Here is a 26,970-nt window from a genome sequence, read left to right as displayed (position 1 = left end):
AATGGGAATTGCGTACTTTTTGCCGCCGAAACCCGGTTGTTTCGCTTAGCCTGACTTTCTATGCTGCGCATACGTTTACTTCTGGCCGCGCTGGCCACCGCTGCCCTGCAGCTGACCACCGCCTGCGTGGAGGCGCCGGAATACCCCGACGAGCCCTCCATCGAATTCGATGACATCAAGGTGGAGCGCGTGGATGCCCCCGCCCCGGCTACCGACTACAACCGCATCTTCATCACCGTCAAGTACAAGGACGGGGACAACGACCTGGGCTTGTCCGATGCCGACCGGCAGACGGCGCCCTTCAACGACCCCAACAGCGAGTACCGGTTCAACTACTACCTCAAGGTATTTTACTTTGACCAGTGGCTGAACGAATTCCGGGAGTACAGCTTCGGCTCTTTCAACTACAACGGGGTCTTCGACCGTCTGCCTACGGGCTCTGACAAGCCCCAGCCTATCCGCGGGGATTTGAAGTACGAGCCGGCCAAGGGCCTGGGCTTCGACGTGAATACGCCTCCCTTCCGCACGGGTAGCCGCGTCAAGTTCGAGGTGCAGATTGTCGACCGGAAGCTGCACAAGAGCAACGCCGTCATGACCCGGGAAGTGGTAATGCCCTAAGCGCCCGTTCTTCCGGCAACTTCACCGCCCCGTCCTCGGCTGAGCCGACGACGGGGCGGTTTGCTTTGGAGGCGGTGCCTGCGCGGACCTAGTAGATGCTGGGGAAGCGCTGCGGGTCGGCCTCTTGCAGCATTTCGTACACCACGTCGAACACGTCCTCGGCGTTGGGCTTCGAGAAATAGTCGCCGTCGGAGCCGTAGGGCGGGCGGTGGGCCTGCGCGGCGAGGCAGCGCGGCTGCGAGTCGAGGTAGCGGTAGCCGCCCTGCTCATCCACCACCTGCTGCAGCATGTAGGCCGTAGCGCCGCCGGGCACGTCCTCGTCGGCGAAGAGCACGCGCGAGGTCTTCTGAATCGACTCCAGAATCACGCCTTCGCGGTCGAAGGGCAGCAGCGTCTGCACGTCCACCACTTCCACCGAAATGCCCACCTGCTCCAGCTGCTTCGCGGCGTCGAGCACGATGCGGCACATGGAGCCGTAGGTGACAATGGTCAGGTCCGAGCCCTCGCGCAGCACCTCCGGCACGCCCAGCGGCACGGTAAACTCGCCGATGTTCTGCGGAATGCGCTCCTTGAGGCGGTAGCCGTTCAGGCACTCGATGACGATGGCCGGCTCGTCGCTCTTCAGCAGCAGGTTGTACATGCCGGCGGCCTGCGTCATGTCGCGAGGCACGCACAGGTGCATGCCGCGGATGGCGCCCAGAATCATCTGAATGGGCGAACCGCTGTGCCAGATGCCTTCCAGGCGGTGCCCGCGGGTGCGCACGATGAGCGGGGCCTTCTGCCCGCCCTTGGTGCGGTACTGCAGGCAGGCCAGGTCGTCCGAGAGAATCTGGATGGCGTAGAGCAGGTAATCCAGGTACTGGATTTCGGTAATCGGCCGCAGCCCGCGCAGCGCCGCCCCGATGCCCTGCCCGATGATGGTGCACTCGCGGATGCCGGTGTCGGTGACGCGCAGCTCGCCGTACTTGTCCTGCAGGCCGGCAAAGGCCTGGTTCACGTCGCCGATGCGGCCCACGTCCTCGCCGATGGCAAACACGCGCGGGTCGCGCTGCAGCATGGCGTCGAAGCAGGCCTGCAGCACCTCGCGGCCGTCCACCTGCGCGGCGTCAGCGGCGAACTGAGCCTTGATTTCCTCGATCTGCAGGGCCGATTCCTCGCTCTGGCTGTGCAGGTGGGAGTTGTAGCGGTCGGCGTTGTCGGCCAGGGCCTGCTCGTGCCAGCGGCGCAGCTCGGCGCGGGCGCCGCTGCGCTTCACGTCGCGCACCAGGCGCAGGGCCCGGCGCACGGCCCGTACGCTGTCGGCGCGCACCGGCGTAGGGTTGTGCTCCAGCTGGTGAATCAGCTCGTGCAGCTCGTTTTCGCGGCCGGTTTCGCCGGCCAGCGCGTTGAGCAGCTGCACCACTTCGTCGCGCTCCTGCTTGATGGGGTTGAAGAAGGCCTCCCAGGCGGCGGCGCGGGCCTGGCGCACGGTTTCGCGGGCTTCGCTTTCGATGAGGTCCAGCTCCACCTCGGTGGCGTGGCCTTCCTGCAGCAGCCACAGGCGCAGCTGGCGCAGGCAGTCGTGCTCCTGCTCCCAGCTCAGGCGGTCCTTGGTCTTGTACCGCTCGTGCGAGCCGCTGGTGCTGTGCCCCTGCGGCTGCGTGACTTCCGTGACGTGAATCAGCACCGGCACGTGCTCCCGGCGGCACACCTCGGCGGCGCGCTGGTAGGTATCGACGAGGGCAGCGTAGTCCCAGCCCTTCACCACGAAAATTTCGAAGCCCTGCTCCCCGGGCGCGTTGCGCTGGAAGCCGGCCAGGATTTCCGAAATGCTCTGCTTGGTGGTCTGGTACTCAGCGGGCACCGAAATGCCGTAGTGGTCGTCCCACACGCTCACCAGCATCGGAATCTGCAGCACCCCGGCCGCGTTAATGGCCTCGAAGAACATGCCCTCGGAGGTGCTGGCGTTGCCGATGGTGCCGAAAGCCACCTCGTCGCCGTTGCGCGAAAACTGCGTGAGCTGCTGCAGCTCGGGGTTCTGGCGAAACAGCTTGGAGGCGTAGGCCAGACCCACCAGGCGTGGCATCTGCCCGCCGGTGGGCGAAATGTCGGCTGAGGAGTTCTTGAGGTCGGCCAGGTTACGGAACTGCCCGTCCTCGTCGAGGATGCGGGTGCCGAAGTGGCCGTTCATGGCGCGGCCGGCGGTGCTGGGCTCGGCCTCCACGTCGGCGTGGGCGTAGAGCTGGGCGAAGTACTGCTGCAGCGACAGCTCGCCGATGGCCAGCATGAAGGTCTGGTCGCGGTAGTAGCCGGCGCGCCAGTCGCCGGGGCGGAAGGCGCGGGCCATGGCCAGCTGCGGCAGCTCCTTGCCGTCGCCGAAGATGCCGAACTTGGCCTTGCCCATGAATACTTCCTTGCGGCCGGTAAGCGAAGCCTGCCGGCTTTCCCACCCGAGGCGGTAGTCGCGGAGCAGTTCTTCCTTGCTAAGCGTGGCGGCAGCCGTGACAACGGCCGAATCGGCGGTGGACATGCAGTGAATGGTCGGGAGGGGGAATGGATACGATAGGGGCAGTGCGCCCGGGGGCGCGGGCGGCCGGCGCGAGGCTGGCAGACGGGCAAAAGTACGCAAAACGCTCGTTAGGGTACGGGCTGGCGCCCCGGCGGTGTGCACCGGCGGCGGGTTATGGTTATATTTGCTGATGGCGGCGCGCCGAGCCCGGCGGGCTGCCCCGCGTCTTCACCGGTCCGGCGCTGTTTTTGCGGGGCCGCGTTTCCACTGACCTCAACCTTTTCTGCTAATGGTGCGCAACATCTTTACTTCTCTGCTGGGCCTGGCCCTGGTGCTGCTGACGGCCGTGGGCGCCGCGGCGCAAGGCGTAATGGAATTCGGCGAAACCGTCTTCGACTTCAAGAACGTGGCCGAGGGCAACGTGGCTACCCACGAATTCAAGTTCAAGAACACCGGCAAGGAGCCCGTCGTCATTGCCAACGTGCAGGCTTCCTGCGGCTGCACGACGCCGGAGTGGACCAAGACGCCGGTACTGCCCGGCAAAACCGGCTTTATCCGCGCGGCCTTCAACAGCGCCGGCCGCCCCGGCCAGTTCAACAAGACCATCACCGTTACCAGCAACGCCGCCGCGCCCAGCATCATGCTCACCATCATGGGCACCGTGATTGAGAAGGGCGAAATGGCCAAGCAGTACACCGCCGCCGAAAAAGCCAAGTCGCCGGTGCTGAGCCTGGACCGCCACGGCATGGAGTTCGGCAAGATTGAATCGGGCCAGCAGCCCGTAGCCAAGTTTGTGGTGAAAAACAACGGCAAGTCGCCGCTGGACATCAGCTCCATTTCCTCCAGCTGCTACTGCGTGACGGCCAAGAGCCTGCCCAAGGGCCTCAAGCCGGGCGAGACGTTCGTGCTGGAACTGCAGTACGCCCAGCGCCAGATTGGCCAGATTACCGACATCGTGACCCTGCACTCCAACGACATCACCGGCCCCGACGCCAAAATCAGCCTGCGGGCCAACGTGGTGCAGACCCTCTCCCAGCAGAGCATGCTGAAGGAAGGCGGCGCGGCGGTGCCGTTTAAATAGCCCCGGACGTTCGAGCAGATGTAACGGGTCAGGTCTGCCGAATCTTTCCGCTTGATCCTGACGCTGGTTCGCTGATTTCTGCCAGTTTTGATGCCACGGCCGCCGGTCGTGGCATCATTTTTTTAGGGTGCTCCAGTAGCGGCTCCGGGCCGCGTTTCGTCTCCCTTCTCAGCAAACTTGGTTATGCGTTTCTCTTTACCCTCCCTGCTGCTGGCCTCGGGCGCGGCGGCCCTGCTCCTCGGCGGCTGCGCGCGCAACATCCGCGTGCCGCGCACCACCCCGCAGTACGGCCTGCAGGTGCGCGTGAGCCTGCCCCCCATTCAGCCCGGCGAGCCGCTCGACAACGTGCGCGCCACGGTGGAAATCATCAACAACAACGATTTGCCCTACGTGCTATCGGACCCGGCCCAGACGCAGGCCTGCCTGCCGGTGGTGTGGGCCAACGGGCAGGCTCTGCCCTGGACACTGCACATGCGCCGCACGAAGGACGCCCGCGTGACGGTTCCGGCCCACGGCAGCATTACGCGGGTGTACGAGCTGCCCTTGAGCCGCTACGCCGGCGCCACCCGCCCGGCCAGCGGCGCCGATTACCAGCTGCAGCTGTTTTACCACCCGCGGGTGTACTCGCCAGCCGGCAGCTTCGCCCGCAACGTGGAAATTCCGAGCAACCGGTTCCGCTTCTAGCCGCCGCAGCCAGGGCGCGGGTCGTCAGTCACATAGTTGATTAGCTATGTCAGATGCGGGCTGGTACCGGGGCGGCTTGTGGGCAAACTAACGCTTGATCGGCCGCACGCGCGCAAACCTTTGCCTATATTTGCTCACGTTTTCCCGTCAACCCATCCCAGCCTTTCTTCCCCCATGATCATCGGCGTACCGAAGGAGATTAAAAACAACGAAAACCGCGTGGGCGTAACCCCCGCCGGCGTGGCCGAATTCCGCAAGGCGGGCCACACGGTGTACGTGCAAGCCAGCGCCGGCACCGGCAGCGGCTTCTCGGACGCCGAGTACGAGCAAGCCGGCGCCCTGCTGCTGCCTACCATCGAGGAGGTGTACGCCCAGGCCGAGATGATCGTGAAGGTGAAGGAGCCGATTGCCGAGGAGTACCCGCTGATCAAGGAAGGTCAGCTGCTGTTCACCTACTTCCACTTCGCCTCCTCCGAGGAGCTGACGCACGCCATGATCGAGCGGAAAGCTACCTGCCTGGCCTACGAGACGGTGGAGCTGCCCAACCGCTCGCTGCCCCTGCTGGTGCCGATGAGTGAGGTAGCCGGCCGCATGGCTCCGCAGGAAGGCGCCAAGTACCTGGAGAAGCCCCTGAAAGGCCGCGGCATCCTGCTGGGCGGCGTGCCCGGCGTACGTCCGGCCCACGTGCTCATCCTGGGCGGTGGCGTGGTAGGCACCAACGCCGCTAAAGTAGCTGCCGGCTTCGGCGCCCAGGTAACCATCATGGACATCAGCCTGACCCGCCTGCGGGAGCTGGACGACATCATGCCCAAGAACGTGGTGACCCAGTACTCCAACGACTACAACATCCGCGAAGCCCTCAAGTCGGCCGACCTCGTTATCGGCGCCGTGCTGATTCCGGGCGCCAAGGCTCCGCACCTGGTGACGCGCGACATGCTGAAAGACATGAAAGCCGGCGCCGTGGTGGTGGACGTGGCCGTGGACCAGGGTGGCTGCATCGAAACCTGCACCCCCACCACCCACGAAAACCCGACCTTCATCATCGACGACGTGGTGCACTACTGCGTGGCCAACATGCCCGGTGCGGTGCCCTACACCAGCACGCTGGCCCTGACCAACGCCACCCTGCCCTACGCCCTGAAGCTGGCCAACCTGGGCTGGCGCGAGGCCTGCACCCGCGACAACGCCCTGCGCCTGGGCCTGAACGTGGTCAACGGCGAGGTGGTCTACAAAGGTGTGGCCGAAGCCTGGGGCCTGGGCCTGACCAACGTGTCGAAAGTCCTCGACGCGGCCTACGTTGCTTAAATTCAATTAATAATTAAGAATAAAGAATTAATAATTGCATCGACCGGACGCCGGAACGACAATTATTAATTCTTCATTCTTAATTATTAATTCCCCAAAGCCTTCCCGCCCGACCGTGGCCGGGGAGGCTTTTTGCTGATTCGCTTTTTCACTGACCCATGCAAGACATTACCTACATCGGGGAGCCGGTATCGGACTCGGCGACCTTCAAGCTGCTGCCCTTCGACATGCAGGCCTTTATGCTGCAGAACAACGGCATCATTGCCTACTTCGGCGGCATTCACATCCGCGGCTGCTGCCACGAGCCGGCCTGGCACTCCCTCAAGGAAGCCTGGCAGGGCGAAAATGCCTTCTGGAAAACCTACCGCAACATGAAGCACTCCGACCTGCCTTTCGGCCAGGATGCGGTGGGCAACCAGTTTTTCCTGCGCCGCGGGCAGGTGTGGTTTATGGACGCGGAAACCGGCGAAATTCAGAACCTGAACGTGGACTTCCGCACCTTCATCGTGGGCGTGGAGCGGTTCCCGAACCAGGCGCTGGACCTGTCGGCCGTCAGCTCCTTTATGGAATTCGGCGCCCTGCTGCAGCCCGGGGAACTGCTGGCCGTGTATCCCCCGAACTGCGTGAAAACCGACGAGGATCAGTTCAACCTCACCCGCATGCCCACCGACGTGCGCCTGGCTTCGCTGGCCAACCTCTACGAGCAAATTATCCGCCTGAAGCCCGGTCAGAAAATCCGCCTGCGCAAAGACTACTAACGGTGACTGAGTGATTGAGTGAATGAGTGATGCTCGTTCTGGTCCAATCACTCAGTCACTCAATCACTCAGTCACTGTTGATGCCCTCTCCCCTGCTGCGCTTGTTGCTGCGGCGCTTTGCGCTGTTGCTGGCCGCCTACCTGCTGCTGCGGCTCGGGTTTTACGCGGCCAACTACGGCGTATTCGCGGAAGCCTCGGCGGGGCAAACGCTCTGGGCCTTCTGGCACGGCTTCCGGTTCGATTTGGCGGCCCTGCTGGTGCTGAACGTGCCGTTTGTGCTCTTGTCCTTCGTGCCCTGGTACGAGCGGAACTGGCAGCGGGCCCTGCGCGGGGTGTACCTCACGCTGAATGCACCCGGGCTGGCCCTGAACATCATCGACAGCCAGTACTTCAAGTTTATCGGGCGGCGCACCTCCGACGAGCTGTTCACCATCACCGGCGACATTGAGCGGCAGGCCGGGCAGCTGGTGTGGCACTACTGGTTTCTGCTTGTGCCCTTCGCTCTGCTGTTCGGGCTGCTGTGGTATTTCTACCCCATGCCCGCGGCGGCACCCGAGGAAACGGCCCCGGCACGCGCGCTGCAGCGCATGGGCCAAGCCATGCTGGAGCTGGCGCTGGTAGCAGGCCTGACGGTGCTGGGCATCCGCGGCGGCCTGCAGCTCAAGCCCTTGCGCCCGGGCCACGCCTTCGTGCAGGCGCCGCCGAGCCTGGGCCACCTGGCGCTGAACAGCACGTTTACCTTCATCAAAAGCTTCGGGCAGAAGACGCTGGAGCGCCCGGCGTATTTCAGCACGGCGGCCCAGCTGCAACGCGCCCTGGCGGCCCACTACCCCGCGCCGCGCCCCGGCGCTGGCCAGCCCGACAACGTGGTAATTCTGCTGGTGGAGAGCTTTGCCTCGGAGTACAACGGGGTAGAAAACCCCGGCCAGCGCAGCTACACCCCGTTTTTCGATTCGCTGGCCCAGGCGCCGGGGGCCCTGCTCATGCGGGAGCATTACGCCAACGGCCGCCGCTCCATTGAGTCGTTGCCGGCGGTATTGGCGGGCCTGCCCGCGCTGATGGAGTCGCCCTTCATTACCTCCAACTTCCAGACCGACGAGCTGCACGGGCTGGGCGAGCTGCTGGGCCGCCGCGGCTACAGCACCTCGGTGTTTCACGGGGCCCAGAACGGCACCATGGGCTTCAACGTGTTTGCCGGCAAAGCCGGGGTGCAGCAGTACTACGGCCTGGAGGAGTACCCCCGCGGCGCCCGCAGCCCCGACTACGACGGGCACTGGGGTATCTTCGATGAGCCGTACCTGCAGTACTTTGCCCGGCAGCTTGGCCAGCAGCGGCCGCCGTTTTTCGCCACCGTCTTCACCCTCACCTCGCACGAGCCGTTTCCGGTGCCGGCCAAGTATCAGGGCCGCTTCGCCCCCGGGGAGCTGAAAATTCATGCTTCCATCGGCTACACCGACTTCGCCCTGCGCCGGTTTTTCCAGACGGCCAGCCGGCAGCCCTGGTACCGCAACACCCTGTTTGTGCTGCTGGCCGACCATACTTCGCTCGGCATAGCCCCCGACTACGACAACGTGCTGGGCTGGTACAAAACCCCGCTGCTGCTCTTTCACCCCGGCCGCCCGCTGCCCCCGACCGACCCGCACCGCATCAGCCAGCAGGCCGATGTGCCGGCCACCGTGCTCGACTTCCTCGGCTTCGGGGCCGACGCCCGGCAGCTGCTGCCCTTCGGCTACTCGGCATTCGACCGGCAGGCCCCCGGCCGGGCGCTGTTCTTCTCGGGCGGCGCCTACTACCTGGTACACGCCGATTACGTGGCCGAGCTGACCACCGACAACCAGGTGCGCCTCTACGACTACGCCACCCACGCCCTGCCAGCCGCCCCCGTGCCCAATCCGCCGGCCGACAAGCTCCGGCAGTACGGCGACGAGCTGCGCGCCTGCGTGCAGTTCTTCACCAACGGCCTGCTCGACAATACTTTATACAAGCAGGATCAGTAGAGCGTGCTGGCTTCAGGTTGCCGCCCGAGGGCATAGCATCCTTCATCTACTAATCCACTCAGCCTTCAGATGGACAGCTCGGCCTGAATGGCACGGATTTCTTCTCGGTCGAGGGGCTTGTGAATCAGGCCGCTGACCAGCTCGTAGCTGCGGGCCCGCTCCATGTCTGCCAGGGCCAGGGAGGAGGTGAGAATATAGATGCGGCAGCGGCCCAGGAGGCGCGGCTGGTGGGGTTCCAGCGCGTCGAGGAAGTCCCAGCCGCTCATCACAGGCATGTTCAAATCGAGGAAGATGAGCCGGGGCGGCTCGGGGCGGCGCAGCAGCGCGTGCAGGGCCTCCTCGGCCGACTCGTAGGTGCAAATTTCGCCGCCCACGTTTTCCAGACGCAATAGCGTCTCGGTTAAGTAATTGCCTAGGGAGTCGTCGTCGATTAGATAAATCGTCATGCGGCGGGCGAGCTGAACTGCAACGTAAAGGTAGTACCCTGCCCGACGCGGCTGCTAACCGCCACGCGCCCGCCCATCGACTCGGCGTGGGCCTTGACCAGGAACAGGCCAATGCCCCGGCCGGGCACCCCCGTGTGGAAGCGCTGGTACAGCTGAAACGCGTCGCGGCGGCCCGCGTCGAAGCCGGTGCCGTTGTCGGCCACGGTCAGCGCCACGCTGCCGTCGGCGCCAGTGGTAGCGCCCACCACCACGCGCAGGGGCCGCTCCGGGGCGCGGTACTTGATGGCGTTGGTCAGCAGGTTGTAGAAGATGCTGTGGAAGTAGGCCTTGCGGCCCTGCAGGCGCAGCGCCGGCGGCAGTTCGGCGCACACCTCGGCGCCGCAGCCGGCCAGCTCGGCCGCCAGCAGCTCGGTGACTTCGCCCAGCACCTCGGCCAGGGGTACGGGCTCGGGCACCACCAGCAGCGCCTGCCCGCGCACCGACAGAATGGCGTTCAAATCGTGCAGAATCTCGTCGACGCGGCGCAGGCTGGTGTTCAGGTACTCCAGCGTCTGTTCGAATTGGGCGGTACCGGGCTGCAGGCGGCCCAGCAGGCCGGCAAAACCGGTGGCGTTGGCCAGCGGGGCGCGCAGGTTATGCGAAAGCAGGTAGGTAAACTGCTGCAAATCGGCGTTTTGCTGAAACAGCTCCTGGGCCAGCTGCTGCTGCCGCTGCTCGGCCGCCTTGCGTTCCGACACGTCCTGCATGGCCCCTATCATGCGCACCGCCCGGCCGCGGGCGTCGCGCAGCAGGTAGCCGCGGTCGAACACGGTGGCCCAGCTGCCGTCGGCGCGCTGAAAGCGGTATTCCTGCTGCCAGCGCGGCTGCTCGGTGTGAAAGGCGGTGTAGCGCAAATCGTCCACGGTGCGCGCCGCGTCGTCGGGGTGCACGTAGGCCGACCACTGGCTGAAGGGCGTCGGGTTCTGGGCGAGCTGGTAGCCAAACAGCTCCGCGAAGCCTTCGCCCCAGAACAGGGTGTCGGCGGCCACGTCCCAGTCGTAGAGGGCGTCGGTGGTGGCCTTGAGGGCGTAGCGGAACCGTTCGTTACTCTCGCGCAGGGCCTGTTCGGCCTGCTGCTGCTCGGTCACGTCGTGCACCACGCCCACCAGTTGCTGGCAGGTGCCCGCAGCATCAAACACCGGCGTTACGCAGACTTCGCCCACCAACCGGCCCGAGGGATAATCCGAGGTTTCGACCCAGTGCGTGGTCTGCCCGCTCCGGATGGCCGCCTGGTACTGGCCCAGTGCCAGGCTTAGCGAGGGTTCGGGGATGACCTCGGCAACGGCCCGGCCCAACACCTGCTCGCGCGGCAGCCCGGTGATGCGCAGAAAAGCCGCGTTGACGAACTGGAAACGGTAGCGCCTCGGTCCTTCCACCCCCAGCACAAAAATCACGTCGCTGATAGACTCAAAGATGATGTTGAGCTGGGCCTCACGCTCCTGGTCGGGCGCCGGGGGCGGGGCCGGGGCGGCCGGCGCCGGGCTCAACGGGCGAAGCAGTACTTCGGTACTGCCAGCGGCGGGCAGCAGCGTCAGCTCGTACCAACCGGCAGCCGCGGGCAGGCGTACCGGGCAGCTGAGCGCCTCCCCGCGCCCAGCCCGCGGCAGCAGGCCCCGCACGGTCGGGGCATCGGCGGGCTCGAGCAGGGCTACCAAGGACTGGCCGGCCAGGGCCCCGACGGGGCAGCCCAGCAGGGCGGCCAAAGCGGCGTTGCCGTGCACCAGCTCGCCTCGGTCGTTGAGGCTGGCCCACGCGGGAAGTTGCGGAGCGGGCGGCGCGCCGCCGGGGGTAAGGTCGCTTGCTTGCATGACCGGGCGGTGCGGCGTAGCGGCAGGCACCGGTAGGAAGGTAGCCGATTTTGCCGAGCGCCCGACGAACTGACTTAAAATAATCCGGCGGCCCGCCCCGTACCGGCGGCGCGGCCTACCAGGCCAGCCGCGCCCGGCAGTCGGCGCACAGCATTTCGCGCGTCTGGTCGACGGTGGTGGCCCGGCCACGGGCGTCCTGCATCAGGCAAGTGGCAGTGCCCGAGCGGCAGTGCGGCAGGCTTAGCAGGTGGCCGATTTCGTGCAGGCTGACCTTGCGCAGCCGGTCGGAGCGGCCGCCCAGCCGGAAGGTCGACACGATACAGGCGTTGCCGCCGGCGTGGTTGGCCAGGCCCATCACGCCCCAGTGCGGCTGCCGCGGTCCGTTCTCGATTTCCACGTCTTTCACCGTCAGCGCCAGGATTTTACCGTCGGTGCTGTCGGGCAGCAGCGCCTGCAGCTGCGTCAGCACGGCCGCGGCCCGGTGCCGGTGGCGCACGGGGCAGCGCGTGGCCGCCTGGTGGCGCTGGCGCGGCAGCAGGCGCACCGGGCGGTGGTAGAAGTCCTGCAGCACGCGGCGCACCAGCGTCAGCTGCGCGGGCTTCACGCCTTCGAAACCGGTGAGGTAGATGACCTCGGGGCCGCGGCGGCAGCCAGCCAGCACGCCGAGCCCCAGCGCCGCAACGAGAAGCCGCATCGGCATAAGCTTACTGGGGACGGGCCACGGCCAGCAGTTCCAGGGCCTCGGCGTAGGTGGGAATGAACGTGAGGGCCTGGGTGCGGCGCTCCAGGCTGTGCACGCGCCAGCAATAGTGCTGCACGCCGTTGGTAACCAGCAGCAAGGGGGCGCTGATGGTTTGGTTGTAGGTGGCAATCTGCATGGCCACGGCCGAGGTCAGGGCCACCGCGGCGGCTTTGCACTCCACCAGCAGCAGGGGCTGGCCGTCGGGGCCGAGGGCGTGCAAATCGGTGCGCTTGCGGCGGGTGTTGTAGGTATGGCCGCGCTCCAGGCTGAGCAGGCCGCGCGGGTAGCCCAGGTGCTCCACCAGGTAGCTGACCACGTGCTGCCGCACCCATTCCTCGGGCGTGCACACCACGTTGCGGCGGCGCAGCTGGTCCCAGATCAGCAGCTGGTCGCCGGCTTGGGTGAGCTTGTGGGCAAAGGGCGGCAGGTTCAACGCTTGCATCTTCCAAAGATACGGCCCCGGGCCGCCCGGCGAAAGTCGGGCCCGCCGAGCCGCCGAAGGAGCCCGGTAGCCGGCGGCCGGATTTCGGCTTCGAAGGGGGCTGCGTTTGCCCGCGCAACAGGGGCCGGCCGGGCCCCCCGCCGCCAATTCAAGCCAAATTGTGTAACTTTGCCAATGAAAGGCGGCAAGGTCCAACGCTTGCATCACCTCCAAAGGTACGGCATCAGTCAGGCTCCTGCACCCGCTTTTCGCTCCGCAGAGCCGTCGTTCAGCACATGCACGACGGTTTTTTTGTACCCGAATAAATTGTCAAATGGCTATATGGCTGAATGGCTGTCCGTTCTGATGAGTCGTTGAACAGCCAGCCATTTAACCGTTTAGCCATTTAACCATTCCCACCATACATGAAAACCAAACCAGACATCGTCAAAAACTGGCTGCCGCGCTACACGGGCGTGCCGCTGGAAGAGTTCGGTCAGTACATCCTGCTGACCAACTTCATCAACTACGTGGAAATGTTTGCCAAGCAGTTCGAGGTGCCCATGCGCGGCCTCGACAAGCCCATGCAGACGGCCACGGCCAACGGCATTACCATTATCAACTTCGGCATGGGCTCGGCCATGGCCGCCACCGTGATGGACTTGCTGTCGGCCATCAAGCCCAAGGCGGCCCTGTTTCTGGGCAAGTGCGGCGGCCTGAAGCACAACACCCGCGTGGGCGACCTGATTCTGCCCATTGCCGCCATCCGCGGCGAAGGTACCTCCGATGACTACCTGCCGCCGGAAATTCCGGCCCTGCCCTCCTTCCGCCTGCAGCGGGCCGTGTCGTCGATGATCAAGAAGCACGAGAAGGACTACTGGACGGGCACGGTGTACACCACCAACCGCCGCGTGTGGGAGCACGACGAGAGCTTCAAGGACTACCTGCGCCAGATCCGGGCCATGGCCGTGGACATGGAAACGGCCACCATCTTCGTGGTGGGCTTCACCAACGAAATTCCCCACGGCGCCCTGCTGCTGGTGTCGGACGAGCCGATGACGCCGGAAGGCGTAAAAACGGCCGAGAGCGACAAGAAAGTTACCACCGACTACGTCACCTCGCACCTGCAGATTGGCATCGAGTCCTTGCTGGAGCTGAAAAACTCGGGCGAGTCGGTGAAGCACATGCGCTTTGAGTAATGAGCTGACCGGCAACCGGTGACGCGAAGGCCGTGCCTGCGACCCGTCACCGGTTACGTGTTGGTTGTCAGCCTTAACGCAGCAACTATTGCAGTTTTTTTAGGGAGCTTCGGGGTGCAAACGCCGGGGCTCCCGTATTTTTACCCCTTGCTCCTGCAGCTTGCGCCCCATGTCTACCCCTACCCCCAACTACTTCACCCTTCGCTACGAAACCACGCCCGCCGTGCTGGTGGGCTGCTGGCAACGCATGGTTATGCCCTTCGAGCTGGCCCGCGGCTACGACCGGATGCTCGACGCGGCCGAAAAGCACCAGTGCCGCTTCTGGCTGGTGGATACCACCCCGCGCCGGGTGGGCCTGGATGCCGGCGACGTGCAGTGGATGCGCGAGCAATTCTTTCCGCAGCTGCCCAAGCGCCTCGGCGGTACCACCTACATTGCCCTGCTCATGGCCCCGCACCAGCTGGCCGGCGCCCTGGCCGACCCGCGCATCGCCGACCTCTCCCACTACGACCGGCGCCCCTACCAGCTGGCCCGCTTCACCACCGAGGCCGAAGCCCGCGCCTGGCTGCAGCTCTGCGCCAGCCAGGACGCGCAGGTGGCGTAAGTTTTGGGGTGACAGGCGCCACGTGACACGTAACAGGCAGCACGGTTTGCCCAGCCTCGTGAGCTGGTCACTCGATTACCTGTTACGTGTTTCCTGGCACGGGTTAGCCGGCTGCGAGCTTACCTTCGCGGCATGATTCGCCCGCTCCGCCCGCGGCAGCTCTGGCTGCCGGCTGCCCTCCTGCCCCTGCTGGCCGGCCTCACCGGCTGCTCCGGCTCCCAGAAAACCGCCGCCGACCTGGTGGTCTACAACGCCACCGTATACCCCGTCGACTCGGCCTTCAGCCAAGCCGAGGCCTTTGCGGTGCAGGACGGCAAAATCAGCTTCGTGGGCTCGGCCGACGAGGTGCGGCGGCGCTACCAGGGCCAGCAGGAGGTCGACGCCCGGGGCAAGTTCATCTACCCCGGCTTCTACGACGCGCACTGCCACTTCTACCGCTACGCCCTGGGCCTGCGCGACGCCGTGCTGGTGGGCACCGGCTCCTGGAACGAGGTGCTGCAGAAGCTGCGCGCCCAGCGGCGGCAGTACCCGCAGGCCCTCTGGCTGACCGGCCGCGGCTGGGACCAGAACGACTGGCCCTCGAAGCAGTTTCCGAGCAAAGACTCGCTCGACCGGCAGTTTCCCGACGTGCCGGTGTTCCTCATTCGCGTCGACGGGCACGCGGCGCTGGTGAATCAGAAGGCGCTTGATTTGGCCGGCGTGACCAGCCGCACGCCCATCAGCGGCGGCGTGATTGAGCGCGACGCCCAGGGCCGCCTCACGGGCCTGCTGGTCGACAATGCGGTGGACCTGGTGTCGGGCAAGATTCCGGAGCCGACGCCCGCCGAAGCGGCCAAGCTGCTGCTGCAGGCCCAGCAGGAGTGCCTGGCCCTGGGCCTCACCAGCCTGGCCGACGCCGGCCTGGAGCCCGCCCAGATTGCGCGCATCGACTCGATGCAGCAGGCCGGGCAGCTGAAAGTGCGCCTCGACGCCATGGTCAGCGCCTCGCCGGCCAACGTGGACTACTACCTCAAAAAAGGCCCCACCCGCACCGACCGGCTCACCGTCAACTCCTTCAAGGTGTACGCCGACGGGGCGCTGGGCTCCCGCGGGGCCTGCCTGCTGCACCCCTACGCCGACCAGCCCCGGCAGACGGGCTTCCTGCTGTCGTCGGTGAAGGAGTACCGCGACCTGGCCCGGCGCTTGGCGGCCAGCCCCTTCCAGATGAACACCCACGCCATCGGCGACTCGGCCAACCGCCTGCTGCTCGACATCTACGGCGAGGTGCTGCGCGGGCAGACCGACCGGCGCTGGCGCATCGAGCACGCCCAGGTGGTCAGCCACGCCGACGTGGCCAAGTTTCAGCGCTACGGCATTGTGCCCTCGGTGCAGCCCACCCACGCCACCTCCGATATGTACTGGGCCGGGGAACGGCTGGGCGCCGAGCGGCTGAAAACCGCCTACGCCTACCAGGACCTGCTGCGCGCCACCGGCCGCCTGGCCCTGGGCTCCGACTTCCCGGTGGAATATCTGAACCCGCTCTTCGGCTTCCACGCGGCCGTGGCCCGGCAGGACGCCAAGAACTTCCCTAAGGGCGGCTTCCAGCCCGAAAACGCCATCAGCCGCCAGGCCGCCCTGCGCGGCATGACGGAGTGGGCCGCCTGGGCCGCCTTCGAGGACGGGCAGAAGGGCACGCTCACGCCCGGCAAGTGGGCCGACTTCGTGATTCTCGACCAGGACATCATGACCGCCCCGGCCGAGCAGCTGCGCGCCGTGAAAGTGCTGGGCACCTACATTCAGGGCGAGAAGGTGTACGGGGAATGGTAAACGGGTGCCCAACGCCAGTCTGCTGCCGCTTGACCGCCCATCTTTGCTGCCATTAGCTACTCCCTTTTTTACCAAAAACAGGCTGCCTCAACTCCCACAACCCATCCTCCAGCAGTTGCATCAGGGCCTGATTGGCGTTGGACAGACGGCAGTAACGGAAAGTAAGTCGCGGAGTGGATGATACCAGCCATTTGCGCAGCTTTAGCCCGTACGTCCTCATGCGTGGGTCAAAATACCCCAGATGCATCTTAAAACGTTCCCGCAGCCCGTTGGAACTACCCACGTAGAGTGTACCGGTTGGCACAGGGGCGTTGTTGAAGCGGGATAAAAATCCCGGATTGCCAGGACCCGTCTGCTGCCGGTACGCACGGTAATCGTGCAGGGCTGTCTGCACATCATCAACTTCAAACACGTACAAGTAGCGGCCTTGGGTGGGTAAGCCCGCGGCGGCGAGCAGCACCCATTCGTCGCGCTGCACATCCGCCGCCACAAAGTGAAGTGCCTCGGATGCCTCGGGTTCTTGCCAAGCTACGAGTGCTGCCTGCAGCGCCTCTACTACCGCCAGCTGGGTGGCCCGAACGTGTTGCAAATCCATTTGCAGGTTCATTGCTGTACTTGCTCCAATGCCTTTACTCCACCGCGGCTGGCAGGCCCACGTTGGGCGTGGCCAGCGGGGGCGCCACGGCTTCGGGGCCGGCCGTATGCTCGCGCAGCTTGCGGCCGCGCAGCGTCAGCAGGAAGATGAGGCCGAGGATGAAGTACACAATCAGGGCCAGAATGCTGTTGCGCATCGAGCCGGTGAGCTGGGCAATGTAGCCGAAGGAGAACGTGCCAATCACGATGCTGAGCTTCTCGGTCACGTCGAAGAAGCTGAAGAAGGCGGCCGTGTTGGGCGTGTTTTCGGGAATAATCTTGGAGTAGGTGCTGCGCGACAGGCTCTGGATGGCGCCCATGGTGAGGCCGATAACCGCGGCCAGGGCGTAGAACGACCAACCGGCCTGCACGAAGTAGCCCGCCACGCAGATGCCGCACCAGATAACCACCGACCAGCTCAGGGCCCGGGTATTGCCGATGCGCTCCGAGAGCTTGGCAAACAAATAGGCACCCAGAATGCCCACCAGCTGCAGCAGCAGAATGGTGGTAATCAGGGCGGTGCTATCCAGCTTCAGCTCCTTGTCGCCGAAGATGGTGGCCACGTACATCACCGTCTGCACGCCCATGTTGTAGGTGAAGTAGGCCAGCAGGAAGCGTTTCAGGTTGGGCAGGTGCTTGAGCTGGTCCCACACCTTGCCCAGCTCCCGGAAGCCGTTGAGCAGCCAGCCTCTATCAGGGTCTTGGGAGCTTAGGGTCTTGGGGTCTTGGTTGTTCGTGGCCGTCCCAAGCCCCTCAGTCCCCAAGACCCCAAGCCCCCTACCCGGGTCCTTGGGGTCTTGGTTGTTCGTGGCCGTCCCAAGCCCCTCAGTCCCCAAGACCCCAAGCCCCCTACCCGGGTCCTTGGGCAGGGTAGCAAAGGGAATCTGCGCGAAGCCGGCCCACCAGATGCCCGTCAGCAGAAAGCCGATGCGGGTAGCCTCGCCCTTTTCCAGGCCGAACGTCTGGTGGCCCATGATGAGCACCAGGCAGATGACCAGCAGCAGCACCGAGCCGATGTAGCCCATGGAGAAGCCCCGGGCGGACAGGGAGTCGTACTTTTCCTCGGAGCTGATAATGGGCAGGTAGCTGTTGTAGAACACGATGGAGCCCGAGAAGCCCACCGTGGCGGCAATGAACACGAAGGTGGAAACGACCAGCGTGGTCTTGTCGAACCAGTACAGCGCGGCGCAGGATACGGCCCCGAGGTAGCAGAAAATCTGCATGAACAGCTTCTTGCGGCCCGAAAAGTCGGCCAGGGCCGTGAGAAAGGGGCTGACCAGGGCAATGAGCAGGAAGGCGGCCGAAATGGCGTAAGTGAGCAGCGAGGAGCCGGGCACCTGGTAGCCCAGGAAGTTCACCACGTCGGTCTGCGGGCTGATTTCCTTGGTGACCGAGCCCCAGTAAATGGGAAAGATGCTGCTGGTAATGACCAGCGGGTACACCGAGTTGGCCCAGTCGTAGAACGTCCAGCCCCGGGTGATGCGCTTGTCGTCCTTGGGTACGTTGTCGAAGCCCGCATCGGCGGCGGGCGCGGCGGCAGTGGTCATGTAGCTCTGGCAGGTGAGAGGGTTGGCAACGGGCAAGATAACGGGAATTGGCGGGGGCGGTTGTGGACCGCGCATAATGTCACTAAGTGACCAATAAAGCCCTCCTAGCCTTTGCCGCTGTACTCTGGTGGATATTTGCTCTATCTTTCGTTTCTCACTCCCGTGCCTAGTTTGGTTGGTCAGATGAAGATTGAATCCATTCGCCTACAGAATTTCAAAACCTTCCGCGACATTCATCTGCGCGATATACCACCGTTCCTGGTAGTAGTCGGCGCTAATGGCACGGGCAAATCCACGCTGTTTGACGTCTTCGGTTTCCTGCACGACTGTCTGAAGAATAACGTGCGCTCGGCTCTGGACAAGCGCGGACGGTTCAAGGAAGTCATCAGCCGCGACAGCAACGGCAAGAGCATTCTGATTGAAATTCAGTACCGAATGCTGATTACTGGCAGTGAACGGCTGGTAACGTACATTCTCGAAATTGCCGAACGCAAAGGCACTCCCTACGTCAAGCGTGAAATTCTGCGTTACAAGCGTGGACGGCATGGCAAACCTTTCCACTTCCTCGATTTCAAGAACGGCACCGGCTATGCTATTACCAATGAGGAGGATTTCAACAAGCCGGACGAGGAACTGGACCGCGAAACCCAGACCCTGAATTCCCCCGACGTACTAGCCGTGAAAGGATTGGGTCAATTTGAGCGGTTCAAGGCGGCCAATGCCTTCCGACAGCTTATTGAGTCCTGGCACGTATCGGACTTCCACATCAGTGCCGCCCGTGGCCGCAAGGACGCCGCGGGTAGCTCGGAGCACCTGTCGGAAACCGGTGACAACCTGCCGCTGGTAGCTCGTTACCTATATGAGCAGCACCGGCCCGAGTTTGATAAGATTCTGCAAACCATGTCGCGGCGGGTGCCCGGTATCCAGGACGTGCAGCCGCGCCTGACGGAGGACGGCTACCTCACGCTGCGCTTCCAGGACGGCTCCTTCAAAACGCCTTTCCTGGACCGCTACGTCTCCGATGGCACCATCAAGATGTTCGCCTATCTGGTGCTGCTGTATGACCCGAAGCCGCACCCGTTGCTGTGCGTGGAGGAGCCCGAAAACCAGCTGTACCCCCGCCTGATGGCCGAGTTGGCCGAGGAATTCCGGGCCTACTCGCAGCGTGGCGGCCAGGTGCTGGTATCCACCCACTCGCCGGACTTTCTAAATGCCGTGCGCCTGGAAGAGGTCTGCTGGCTGGTAAAAGAAGCCGGGGGCACCCAGATTCACTTAGCCAAAGAAGACCCGCAACTGGCGGCCTACATGGCCGAAGGCGACCAGATGGGCTACCTCTGGAAAGAAGGTTTTTTTGAAGGTGCCGACCCCCGATGAGACGCGAACTGGTCTTTCTGCTGGAGGAGCCCTCCGCCCGGGCGTTGCTGGAAACCTTGCTGCCGCGCCTGCTCGATGCCTCCATCCAGGTCCGCCTGATTCCCTTTGAAGGCAAACAGGACCTAGAAAAGCGGTTGGTGGGCAAACTGCGCCACTATATCAACGCTGAAGCCCGCTTTATCGTGATGCGCGACCAGGATAGCGCCCCCGATTGCCGGGTAATCAAAGCCCGATTGGTGGACAAGTGCCGCGAATCGGTTTCCATAGTGCGGATTGCTTGCCGGGCGCTGGAAACGTTTTACCTGGCCGATCTGGCGGCGGTGGAGAAGGTGTTGCGGCTGCGGGGGCTTCAGAAGCAACAAGCCGGGGCCAAGTTTCGCGCCCCTGATTACCTGGAAGCCCCCGATCAGGAGCTGGGCAAGCTAACGGCGCAGGCCTATCAGAAAGTACGGGATTCACGTCTGTTGGGCAAGTACCTGGCGCTGGATAACGAGCGGTCAATGAGTTTTAAACACCTCGTAGCTGCGATTCGCCGTCTGGAAGCTGAGTTATTAGCGCTACCCGACGCCTAGCTGTTACCGAAGGCGCCATGACCGGTACCGAGTGGCACGCCGGGGCCGAAAGCAAAACGACCTATCGTTTCAGATGAAACGATAGGTCGTTTTACAAAAACGATAGGTCGATTCGGAAAACCGGCCTACGGGCGGCGCGGAGCCGCGCTTACTTGCGGGCGGCTTTTCTGAGGGTAGCGGCCGACGGCTCGCTCACCTTGCGCAACTCGGCGCCCTGCATGGCCTGATCGAACAGCTTACCGGGGCGGAACTGCACCTTCACGTTGTTGATGAGCGAGGCGTTGAACTCCTTTTCGGTGGCAGCGCCCTCGCTTTGCAGGGTTACGGAAAAGGAGCCAAAGTCGCCGAAGCGGACGATGCGGCCCTCGGCCAGCTCCTGCGGCACCGTCTGGAACAAGGCTTCGAGCACGGCCATCACGTCGATGGTGCTGACAGTGCTCATCTGGTTGATGCGCTCGGCAATGCTGCGTACGGTGGTGTCGCCCTGGGAGCGGGCGGCGGCGTAGAATTTCTTGGGGTCAGTGGGTTTGCTGGGGTTGCCGCGCTCCGCCAGCGAGTATTCGATGGGCATAAGTGAAAAGATGATTGGTTGTGGAGACCTGAATATAGCTAGCCGCACAGCTCAACCATTGGTTCCCTGAAATATTTTCAATACATCCACTAATCGGCACCCCAGCCGCGTAGCGGCGCCACGTCGATAGTCCCGCACCGATTGGGAAATAATGAGCTCCGTAGGAGCGGCACCTAAGCCACGCCGGCCGGGTGCCGCTCCTACGGAGCTCGGTCGTTTTACCTCTTTCTGGTCTATTGACGGGGCGCCGCTACGCGGCTGGGGCGCCAGCCGGGGCACTGGCGGACTGGTTGTCAGCTGGCGTCTGGTCCCTGCCGCCGGCCAACAGCTGCCGGTACTGCTCGGGCGTGTCCACATCCACGGCGGCCGCGGGGAAGGGCACCGTGGCCAGCTCGTCGCCCAGTTTGGCCAGCAGGGGCTTGGCCCCGGCGGCGGCGGGCAGGGCCAGCAGCTGCGGCCACACCAACCGCCCGAAGATGGCCGGCACGCCCACGGTATCGGCGTAGGCGGTGGCCACGGGCAGGCCGCTTTGCTGCCAGGCCGTGAGCAGCTCACCCAGCAGCGCGGGCGTCACCAGGGGCTGGTCGGTGAGCAGCAGCAGCACGGCGGCAGCTTCGGGGGCCAGCTCTTCCAGGGCCCGCACCCCTACCCCGATGGAGGTGCCCAGGCCGGCTTCCCACACCTCGTTGTGAATCAGCTGCACGGGCAAGTCGCGCACCTCGGCCGCCAGGGCCGCGTGCACGGCCCCGGTCACGATGACGACCGGGCTGCAGCCGGCGGCCAGGGCGGTTTCGGCGGCGTGGCGCAGCAGCGTGCGGCCCTGGTAGGGCAACAGCTGCTTGGGCTGGCCCATGCGGGAGGAGGCGCCGGCGGCCAGCAGCACGGCGGGAATGGGGGCGGGAAGCGGTTCGCTCATGGGGCGGAGAAGAGGGTGGCTTGCCTAAGACATACGCCGGACTTAACGAAACGGACGTCGGCGCGTAAACGAGGGGTTCGGGAGACGCAACGGATGGTTCGCCGCAACCAAACCCGCCCGCGCCCCGACTGTTTACTCCCGGCACCCGAGCTGCCGCCTTTACTTTTCCGACATCACCGCCATGGACCACGCTACGCCCCCATCCCCGGCCCCCGAAGCCGGCGGCCACGACGAAGCCCGCCGCTCCTTCCTGAAACAGTCGTCCTTGCTGACGGCCCTGGCCCTCACGCCCGGCCCCATCGTGCAGGCCGCCGCCGCCGAGCTGGACGAAACCGTGGCCGCCGCCTTCGAAAAGCAGCCCCTGCGCCTCGACGTGAACGGCAAGAAGTACAAGCTGCAGGTGGAGCCGCGCACTACCCTGCTCGACCTGCTGCGCGAGCAGCTGCACCTGACCGGCACCAAGAAAGGCTGCGACTACGGCCAGTGCGGGGCCTGCACGGTACACATCGACGGCAAGCGCGTGAACAGCTGCCTGACCCTGGCCATCATGCAGGACGGCAAGAAGATAACCACCATCGAAGGCCTGGCTGACGGCGAAAAGCTGCACCCCATGCAGGAGGCTTTCCTGAAGCACGACGGCTTTCAGTGCGGCTACTGCACGCCCGGGCAGATTATGTCGGCCGTGGCCTGCATCCGCGAGGGGCACGCCGGTTCGGAGGCCGAAATCAAGGAGTACATGAGCGGCAACATCTGCCGCTGCGGCGCCTACCCCAACATCGTGGCGGCCATTCAGGAAGTGAAAAACTCAATTAATAATTAAGAATGAATAATTAATAATTGGAGCCATGGCTGCTCTGCGCCCACTCTTCCAGGTTTTGCGCTGATGAATAGCGCGAGTAACAGGAAGCCGCATAGCAAAGCAGCGGAAGCATCAATTATTCATTCTTCATTGTTAATTATTAATTCCCAACACATGAACCAGTTTCAATACGTCCGCCCCACCAAAACCAAGGCCGCCATTGAGGCCCTGGCCAAGGACGCCAACGCGCAGTTTATTGCCGGCGGCACCAACCTGCTCGACCTAATGAAGCGCGGGGTGATGACGCCCCCGCGGCTCATCGACATCAACCGCCTGCCGCTCGACAAGATTGAGAAGGCCGAGGCGGGGCTGCGCATCGGGGCCTTAGTCCTGAACAGCACCGTGGCCGAGGACAAGCTGGTGCGGGAGCGGCACCCGCTGCTGGCCCAGGCGCTGGCGGCCGGGGCCTCGGCCCAGCTGCGCAACATGGCCACCGTGGGCGGCAACATGCTGCAGCGCACCCGCTGCTCCTACTTCTACGATACGGCCATGCCCTGCAACAAGCGGGAGCCGGGCTCGGGCTGCGGCGCGCTGGAAGGCCACAACCGCATGCACGCCATCTTCGGCTTCTCGGACAAGTGCATTGCCGTGCACCCCTCCGACATGAGCGTGGTCCTGGTGGCCCTGGATGCCGCCGTGCTGCTGAGCGGCCCCAAGGGGGAGCGGCGCCTGGCCTTCAGCGACTTGCACCGCCTGCCCGGCGACACCCCGCAGCGCGACACCAACCTGGAGCCCGGGGAGCTGATTCTGGGCGTGGAAATTCCCGACAGCCCCTTTACCCGGCATGTGCACTACCTGAAAGTGCGCGAGCGGGCCTCCTACGCCTTCGCCCTGGTATCGGTAGCCGCGGCCCTCAGCCTCGACGGCAACACTATCAAGGACGCTCGCCTGGCCATGGGCGGCGTGGCCCACAAGCCCTGGCGCCTGAGCGCGGCGGAAAAGAGCCTCATCGGCAAGCCCGCTACCGAAGCCACTTTCCGGCAGGCCGCCGAGCTGGCCATGCAGGGTGCCAAGGCCTTTAAGCACAACGCCTACAAGCTGCAGCTGGCCCCGAATACCATCGTGCAGGCGCTGAAAAACGCCGCTGCCTCCGCGTAACTGCGCCGGCCGCGTCGTAGCGCGAACCGTAGGTCGACGAAGTCAAGCTCCGCTTCGCGCATTCTGAACGAGTCGCTGAACAACGTACTTGTTCTGCGACAAACGTGCTAGGTACGCGAAGCGGAGCTTCGCGCTACGACGCAGGCGCCCTTCCTCTTTCGCAATTCTCCCTCATCATGAGCAATACCGCACTATTTCAGGACAAGGTCGTGGGCGACCGGATGAACCGGGTGGACGGCCGGCTGAAGGTCACCGGCGCGGCCCAGTATTCGGCCGAGTACCAGCTGCCGGGCCTGGTGCACGGCGCGCTGGTGGGCAGCACCATTGCCAAGGGCCGCATCACCGGCATCGATACCAAGGCGGCCGAGCGGGCCCCGGGCGTGCTGGCCGTCATCACGCACCTGAACTCGCCCAAGGTGCCGGGCTTCGCCGCCAAGAGCAACCCCGACGAGCCGCCGGCCATCGGCCAGCCCCTGCGCGTGTTCTACGACGAGCGGATTTACTTCAACGACCAGCCCATTGCCCTGGTGGTGGCCGATACGCTGGAGCGGGCCCGCTACGCCGCCCGGCTGGTGAAGGCTACGTACGCCCCCGAGGAGCACCGCACCAACTTCGAGGCCAACAAGGAGCGGGGCGTGCTGCCGACCCAGGCCAAGCGCAACCCCAAGTCGCCGCAAAACGACAAGGACCGCGGGCAGAAGGACGGTTACCAGACCGCCCCGGTGAAGCTGGAGGCCGAGTACCGCCACCCCTCGGAGATGCACAACCCCATGGAGCTGCAGAGCATCATTGCCCACTGGGAAGCCCCCGACCGGCTGACGGTGTACGACAAGGTGCAGGCCGTGAAGGGCACGCAGCGGGCCTTTGCCAAGGACTGGAACCTGCCCGAAGACAACGTGAAGGTGGTGGCCACCTTCGTGGGCGGGGCCTTCGGCAACGGGCTGCACAACTGGCCCCACGAAACGGCCGCCATCATCGGGGCCAAGGTGACGGGCAAGCCGGTGAAGCTGGTGCTGACGCGGGAGCAGATGTTTACCATGGTCGGCTACCGGCCCTACACCTGGCAGCGCATCGGCATCGGGGCCACCCGGGACGGCAAGCTGGTGGGCATCACCCACGAGTCGGTGGGGCAGACGTCCAGCTACGAGGAGTTTACCGAGTCGACCCTGCAGCAGACGCGCATGATGTACGCCTGCCCGAACGTGTCGACGCGCTACCGCATCCTGGGGCTGGACATCAGCACGCCCATCTGGATGCGCGGCCCGGGCGAGGCCACCGGCGCCTTCGCCCTGGAATCGGCCCTGGACGAGCTGGCCCACCTGCTCAACATGGACCCCATCGAGCTGCGCCTGCGCAACTACGCCGACACCGACCCCGACAACGGCAAGCCCTGGTCGACGAAATACCTCAAGGAGCTGTACCAGATGGGCGCCGAGCGTATCGGCTGGAGCCGGCGGCAGCTGAAGCCCGGTAGCCTGCGCGAGGGGGACTGGCTCATCGGCTACGGCATGGGCGTGGGTACCTTCGGGGCCAACCGCGGGGCGGCCAAGGTGCGCGCCGTACTCCGGCAAGACGGCACGGTGCTGCTGCAAAGCGCCACCACCGACATCGGCCCGGGCACGGGCACGGCCATGGTGCAGATTGCGGCCGACGCGCTGGACATGCCCACCGACCAGATTCGCTTCGAGCTGGGCAACTCCACCTTCCCCAACGCGCCCTCGCAGGGCGGCTCGGCCACCGTCAACACTGTGGGCTCGGCCGTGCTGGCCGCCTGCATCGACCTCAAGAAGAAGCTGCAGCAGCTGGGCGGGGCGTCCTTTGCCAACGTGCAGCCCGAGCAGCTGACCTTGACCAACGGGCAGCTGGGCCTGAAAGCCAACGGCGGCCCGCGCACCGCCTTTGCCGACTTGTGCAAAGCCAACAACGGGCAGGACATCGAGGTGACGACCGAGGCCAAGCCTGGCAACGAGCGGCAGCAGTACTCCATGTACTCCTTCTCCATTCACTTCGCCGAGGTGCGCGTGCACGCCCTCACCGGCGAGGTGCGCGTGACGCGCCTGGTATCGGGCGCCGACGCGGGCACCATCGTCAACCTGAAAACGGCCGGCAGCCAGATGATTGGCGGGGCCATCGGCGGCATCGGCATGGCCCTGCACGAGGGCGCGGTGATGGACGACCGGTTCGGCCGCTACGTCACCAAGGACCTGGCCGACTACCACGTGCCCGTGCACGCCGACGCGCCGCCGGTGGAAGTATTTTTCGTGGGCAAGCCCGACACCATCGTGGACCCGCTGGGCACCAAGGGCATCGGCGAAATTGCCATCATCGGCGTAGCGCCGGCCATTACCAACGCCATCTTCAACGCCACCGGCAAGCGCATCCGGGAGCTGCCCGTCACGCCGGATAAGGTGCTGCTGGCGTAATTCGTTTTTCGTTGTTGGTTTTTCGTTTTTCGACGCATCAGAACGTCATCCTGAGCAGAGCGAAGGACCTTCCTCTAACCCCGCACCGCCGCGGCCTACGAAGTGCAGACGTTACTACATCAGAACATGTAAAAGCGCAGCCACTACCGTTTGGTCAGTGGCTGCGCTTCTTTCCAGTCAGCTGAGTAAGAGCCTGCACGTTGGCATCAGCGGCGGTGCGGAGTTGGAGGAAGGTCCTTCCTTCGTCAGGATGACGTTCTTTTTTGCCTGCAGCCCTACTTTCGCCCCCATGACCAACCTCGACTGGCTGCGCACGGCGCAGCAGCTGCAAGCCATTGCCCAGGCCGGGCTAACCTACAGCCAGAACGTGTACGACACGGACCGCTACGAGCAGCTGCAGGCCATCAGCATTGACATTCTGCACCGGCTGACCGACGAGCCGGTGGAAAAAATCGGCCCGCTGTTTACCAACGAAGTCGGCTACCAGACGCCCAAGGTCGACGTGCGGGTGGTGCTGTTCCGCGGTACCGACGAAATCCTGATGGTGCAGGAGAAAATCGACCACAACCGCTGGACCGTGCCCGGCGGCTGGGCCGACATCGGCCTGACGCCCAAGGAAGTGGCCGTGAAGGAAGCCCGCGAGGAAACCGGCCTGGAAGTGGAAGCCGTGCGCCTGCTGGCCCTCTACGATAAGAAGCTGCACCCTCACCCGCCGGAGCCCTGGTACGCCTACAAGTGCTACATCCTCTGCCGCATCGTGGGCGGCAGCATCACTTCTGACACCATGGAAACCGGCGAGGTACGCTGGGTGCACGAAAGCGAAATTCCCGGGCTGGAACTCTCCCCGGTACGCACCACGCCCGGGCAGCTGGCCGATATGTTCCGCTTTGCCCGTCAGCCCGAGCTGCCCACCATCTGCGACTAAGTCCTTGCTGCCGCGGCAGGCAGCCGGCCCGCAACTGCCGCGGAGCGTCCACAGCG

The 26,970-nt window shown here is 64.6% G+C and carries 24 protein-coding genes; 15 read left to right on the top strand and 9 right to left on the bottom strand.

Translation table 11 applies throughout. The annotated features are described in order from the left end of the window. Positions 1–60 precede the first annotated feature (60 nt). The gene (locus EJV47_RS03645) at positions 61–618 is read left to right on the top strand and encodes a hypothetical protein (RefSeq protein WP_126691788.1); all 558 of its coding nucleotides are present in this window, start codon (positions 61–63) and stop codon (positions 616–618) included. Positions 619–706: 88 nt separating this feature from the next. Here the strand turns inward: EJV47_RS03645 and EJV47_RS03640 are convergent, their stop codons facing one another. After that, positions 707–3,127 carry an alpha-ketoacid dehydrogenase subunit alpha/beta gene (locus tag EJV47_RS03640; protein WP_126691787.1) on the bottom strand — a complete coding sequence of 807 codons (2,421 nt, stop codon included), beginning with the start codon at positions 3,125–3,127 and terminating at the stop codon, positions 707–709. 268 nt (positions 3,128–3,395) lie between these two features. On the opposite strand from EJV47_RS03640, the gene EJV47_RS03635 reads away from it, so the two are divergent. The 5 genes from EJV47_RS03635 (at position 3,396) to EJV47_RS03615 (ending at position 8,931) form a co-directional block, all read left to right on the top strand. Continuing rightward, complete coding sequence (locus EJV47_RS03635) at positions 3,396–4,187, top strand: DUF1573 domain-containing protein (protein WP_126691786.1); 792 nt, start codon at positions 3,396–3,398, stop codon at positions 4,185–4,187. 183 nt (positions 4,188–4,370) lie between these two features. Next, positions 4,371–4,871: a hypothetical protein gene (locus EJV47_RS03630; protein ID WP_126691785.1), complete on the top strand. Its 501-nt coding sequence runs from the start codon at positions 4,371–4,373 to the stop codon at positions 4,869–4,871. Positions 4,872–5,045: 174 nt separating this feature from the next. Next, positions 5,046–6,176 (top strand): alanine dehydrogenase, encoded by a 1,131-nt coding sequence (gene ald / locus EJV47_RS03625; RefSeq protein ID WP_126691784.1) that lies wholly within the window; start codon positions 5,046–5,048, stop codon positions 6,174–6,176. A 158-nt stretch (positions 6,177–6,334) separates the two neighbouring features. Further along, a complete protein-coding gene (locus tag EJV47_RS03620; RefSeq protein ID WP_126691783.1) occupies positions 6,335–6,934 on the top strand; it encodes an SMI1/KNR4 family protein in 600 nt (199 codons plus the stop codon). 80 nt (positions 6,935–7,014) lie between these two features. Then, the gene (locus tag EJV47_RS03615) at positions 7,015–8,931 is read left to right on the top strand and encodes an LTA synthase family protein (RefSeq protein WP_165903605.1); all 1,917 of its coding nucleotides are present in this window, start codon (positions 7,015–7,017) and stop codon (positions 8,929–8,931) included. Positions 8,932–8,996: 65 nt separating this feature from the next. Here the strand turns inward: EJV47_RS03615 and EJV47_RS03610 are convergent, their stop codons facing one another. The 4 genes from EJV47_RS03610 to EJV47_RS03595 form a co-directional block, all read right to left on the bottom strand. Beyond that, a complete protein-coding gene (locus EJV47_RS03610; protein WP_126691781.1) occupies positions 8,997–9,377 on the bottom strand; it encodes a response regulator in 381 nt (126 codons plus the stop codon). Beyond that, entirely contained in the window at positions 9,374–11,224 is a 1,851-nt protein-coding gene (locus EJV47_RS03605; RefSeq protein WP_126691780.1) for a sensor histidine kinase, read from the bottom strand. The genes EJV47_RS03610 and EJV47_RS03605 overlap by 4 nt, the downstream gene beginning before the upstream one ends. A gap of 115 nt (positions 11,225–11,339) precedes the next feature. Then, positions 11,340–11,918, bottom strand: a complete 579-nt coding sequence (locus EJV47_RS03600; protein WP_126691779.1) for a zinc metalloprotease — start codon at positions 11,916–11,918, stop codon at positions 11,340–11,342. 10 nt (positions 11,919–11,928) lie between these two features. Continuing rightward, a complete protein-coding gene (locus tag EJV47_RS03595) occupies positions 11,929–12,408 on the bottom strand; it encodes a type I restriction enzyme HsdR N-terminal domain-containing protein (protein WP_126691778.1) in 480 nt (159 codons plus the stop codon). A gap of 404 nt (positions 12,409–12,812) precedes the next feature. On the opposite strand from EJV47_RS03595, the gene EJV47_RS03590 reads away from it, so the two are divergent. From EJV47_RS03590 to EJV47_RS03580, 3 genes are all read left to right on the top strand, one after another. Then, the gene (locus tag EJV47_RS03590) at positions 12,813–13,586 is read left to right on the top strand and encodes an AMP nucleosidase (RefSeq protein ID WP_126691777.1); all 774 of its coding nucleotides are present in this window, start codon (positions 12,813–12,815) and stop codon (positions 13,584–13,586) included. 169 nt (positions 13,587–13,755) lie between these two features. After that, positions 13,756–14,190, top strand: coding sequence for a hypothetical protein (locus EJV47_RS03585; RefSeq protein ID WP_126691776.1), 435 nt, complete (start codon positions 13,756–13,758; stop codon positions 14,188–14,190). Between the two features lie 132 nt (positions 14,191–14,322). Then, positions 14,323–15,996, top strand: a complete 1,674-nt coding sequence (locus EJV47_RS03580; RefSeq protein ID WP_126691775.1) for an amidohydrolase — start codon at positions 14,323–14,325, stop codon at positions 15,994–15,996. A gap of 52 nt (positions 15,997–16,048) precedes the next feature. On the opposite strand, the gene EJV47_RS03575 is transcribed toward EJV47_RS03580, so the two are convergent. Both EJV47_RS03575 and EJV47_RS03570 read right to left on the bottom strand, forming a co-directional pair. Next, complete coding sequence (locus EJV47_RS03575; RefSeq protein ID WP_126691774.1) at positions 16,049–16,603, bottom strand: hypothetical protein; 555 nt, start codon at positions 16,601–16,603, stop codon at positions 16,049–16,051. A 22-nt stretch (positions 16,604–16,625) separates the two neighbouring features. Continuing rightward, entirely contained in the window at positions 16,626–18,212 is a 1,587-nt protein-coding gene (locus EJV47_RS03570) for an MFS transporter (protein WP_424321751.1), read from the bottom strand. 75 nt (positions 18,213–18,287) lie between these two features. Here EJV47_RS03570 and EJV47_RS03565 point away from each other — a divergent pair, with 75 nt between their 5' ends. Then, positions 18,288–19,550 carry an AAA family ATPase gene (locus EJV47_RS03565; protein WP_243650994.1) on the top strand — a complete coding sequence of 421 codons (1,263 nt, stop codon included), beginning with the start codon at positions 18,288–18,290 and terminating at the stop codon, positions 19,548–19,550. Beyond that, positions 19,547–20,122 carry a DUF4276 family protein gene (locus EJV47_RS03560; RefSeq protein WP_126691773.1) on the top strand — a complete coding sequence of 192 codons (576 nt, stop codon included), beginning with the start codon at positions 19,547–19,549 and terminating at the stop codon, positions 20,120–20,122. Before EJV47_RS03565 ends, EJV47_RS03560 begins: the two co-directional genes overlap by 4 nt. A gap of 148 nt (positions 20,123–20,270) precedes the next feature. On the opposite strand, the gene EJV47_RS03555 is transcribed toward EJV47_RS03560, so the two are convergent. Both EJV47_RS03555 and EJV47_RS03550 read right to left on the bottom strand, forming a co-directional pair. After that, positions 20,271–20,693 (bottom strand): HU family DNA-binding protein, encoded by a 423-nt coding sequence (locus EJV47_RS03555; protein ID WP_126691772.1) that lies wholly within the window; start codon positions 20,691–20,693, stop codon positions 20,271–20,273. A 250-nt stretch (positions 20,694–20,943) separates the two neighbouring features. After that, positions 20,944–21,609, bottom strand: coding sequence for a nucleotidyltransferase family protein (locus EJV47_RS03550; RefSeq protein WP_126691771.1), 666 nt, complete (start codon positions 21,607–21,609; stop codon positions 20,944–20,946). Between the two features lie 181 nt (positions 21,610–21,790). Here EJV47_RS03550 and EJV47_RS03545 point away from each other — a divergent pair, with 181 nt between their 5' ends. From EJV47_RS03545 to EJV47_RS03530, 4 genes are all read left to right on the top strand, one after another. Continuing rightward, positions 21,791–22,429: a (2Fe-2S)-binding protein gene (locus EJV47_RS03545; protein WP_126691770.1), complete on the top strand. Its 639-nt coding sequence runs from the start codon at positions 21,791–21,793 to the stop codon at positions 22,427–22,429. 153 nt (positions 22,430–22,582) lie between these two features. Continuing rightward, positions 22,583–23,566 (top strand): FAD binding domain-containing protein, encoded by a 984-nt coding sequence (locus EJV47_RS03540; RefSeq protein ID WP_126691769.1) that lies wholly within the window; start codon positions 22,583–22,585, stop codon positions 23,564–23,566. Positions 23,567–23,742: 176 nt separating this feature from the next. Further along, positions 23,743–25,989, top strand: coding sequence for a xanthine dehydrogenase family protein molybdopterin-binding subunit (locus tag EJV47_RS03535; protein WP_126691768.1), 2,247 nt, complete (start codon positions 23,743–23,745; stop codon positions 25,987–25,989). A gap of 289 nt (positions 25,990–26,278) precedes the next feature. Continuing rightward, positions 26,279–26,914 (top strand): NUDIX hydrolase N-terminal domain-containing protein, encoded by a 636-nt coding sequence (locus tag EJV47_RS03530; RefSeq protein WP_126691767.1) that lies wholly within the window; start codon positions 26,279–26,281, stop codon positions 26,912–26,914. Positions 26,915–26,970 lie beyond the last annotated feature (56 nt).

This window comes from Hymenobacter gummosus, assembly GCF_003970915.1.
GTDB lineage: Bacteria > Bacteroidota > Bacteroidia > Cytophagales > Hymenobacteraceae > Solirubrum > Solirubrum gummosum.
The sequence above is the reverse complement of the archived record's forward strand: the minus strand, read 5'-3'. Positions and strand labels throughout refer to the sequence as shown.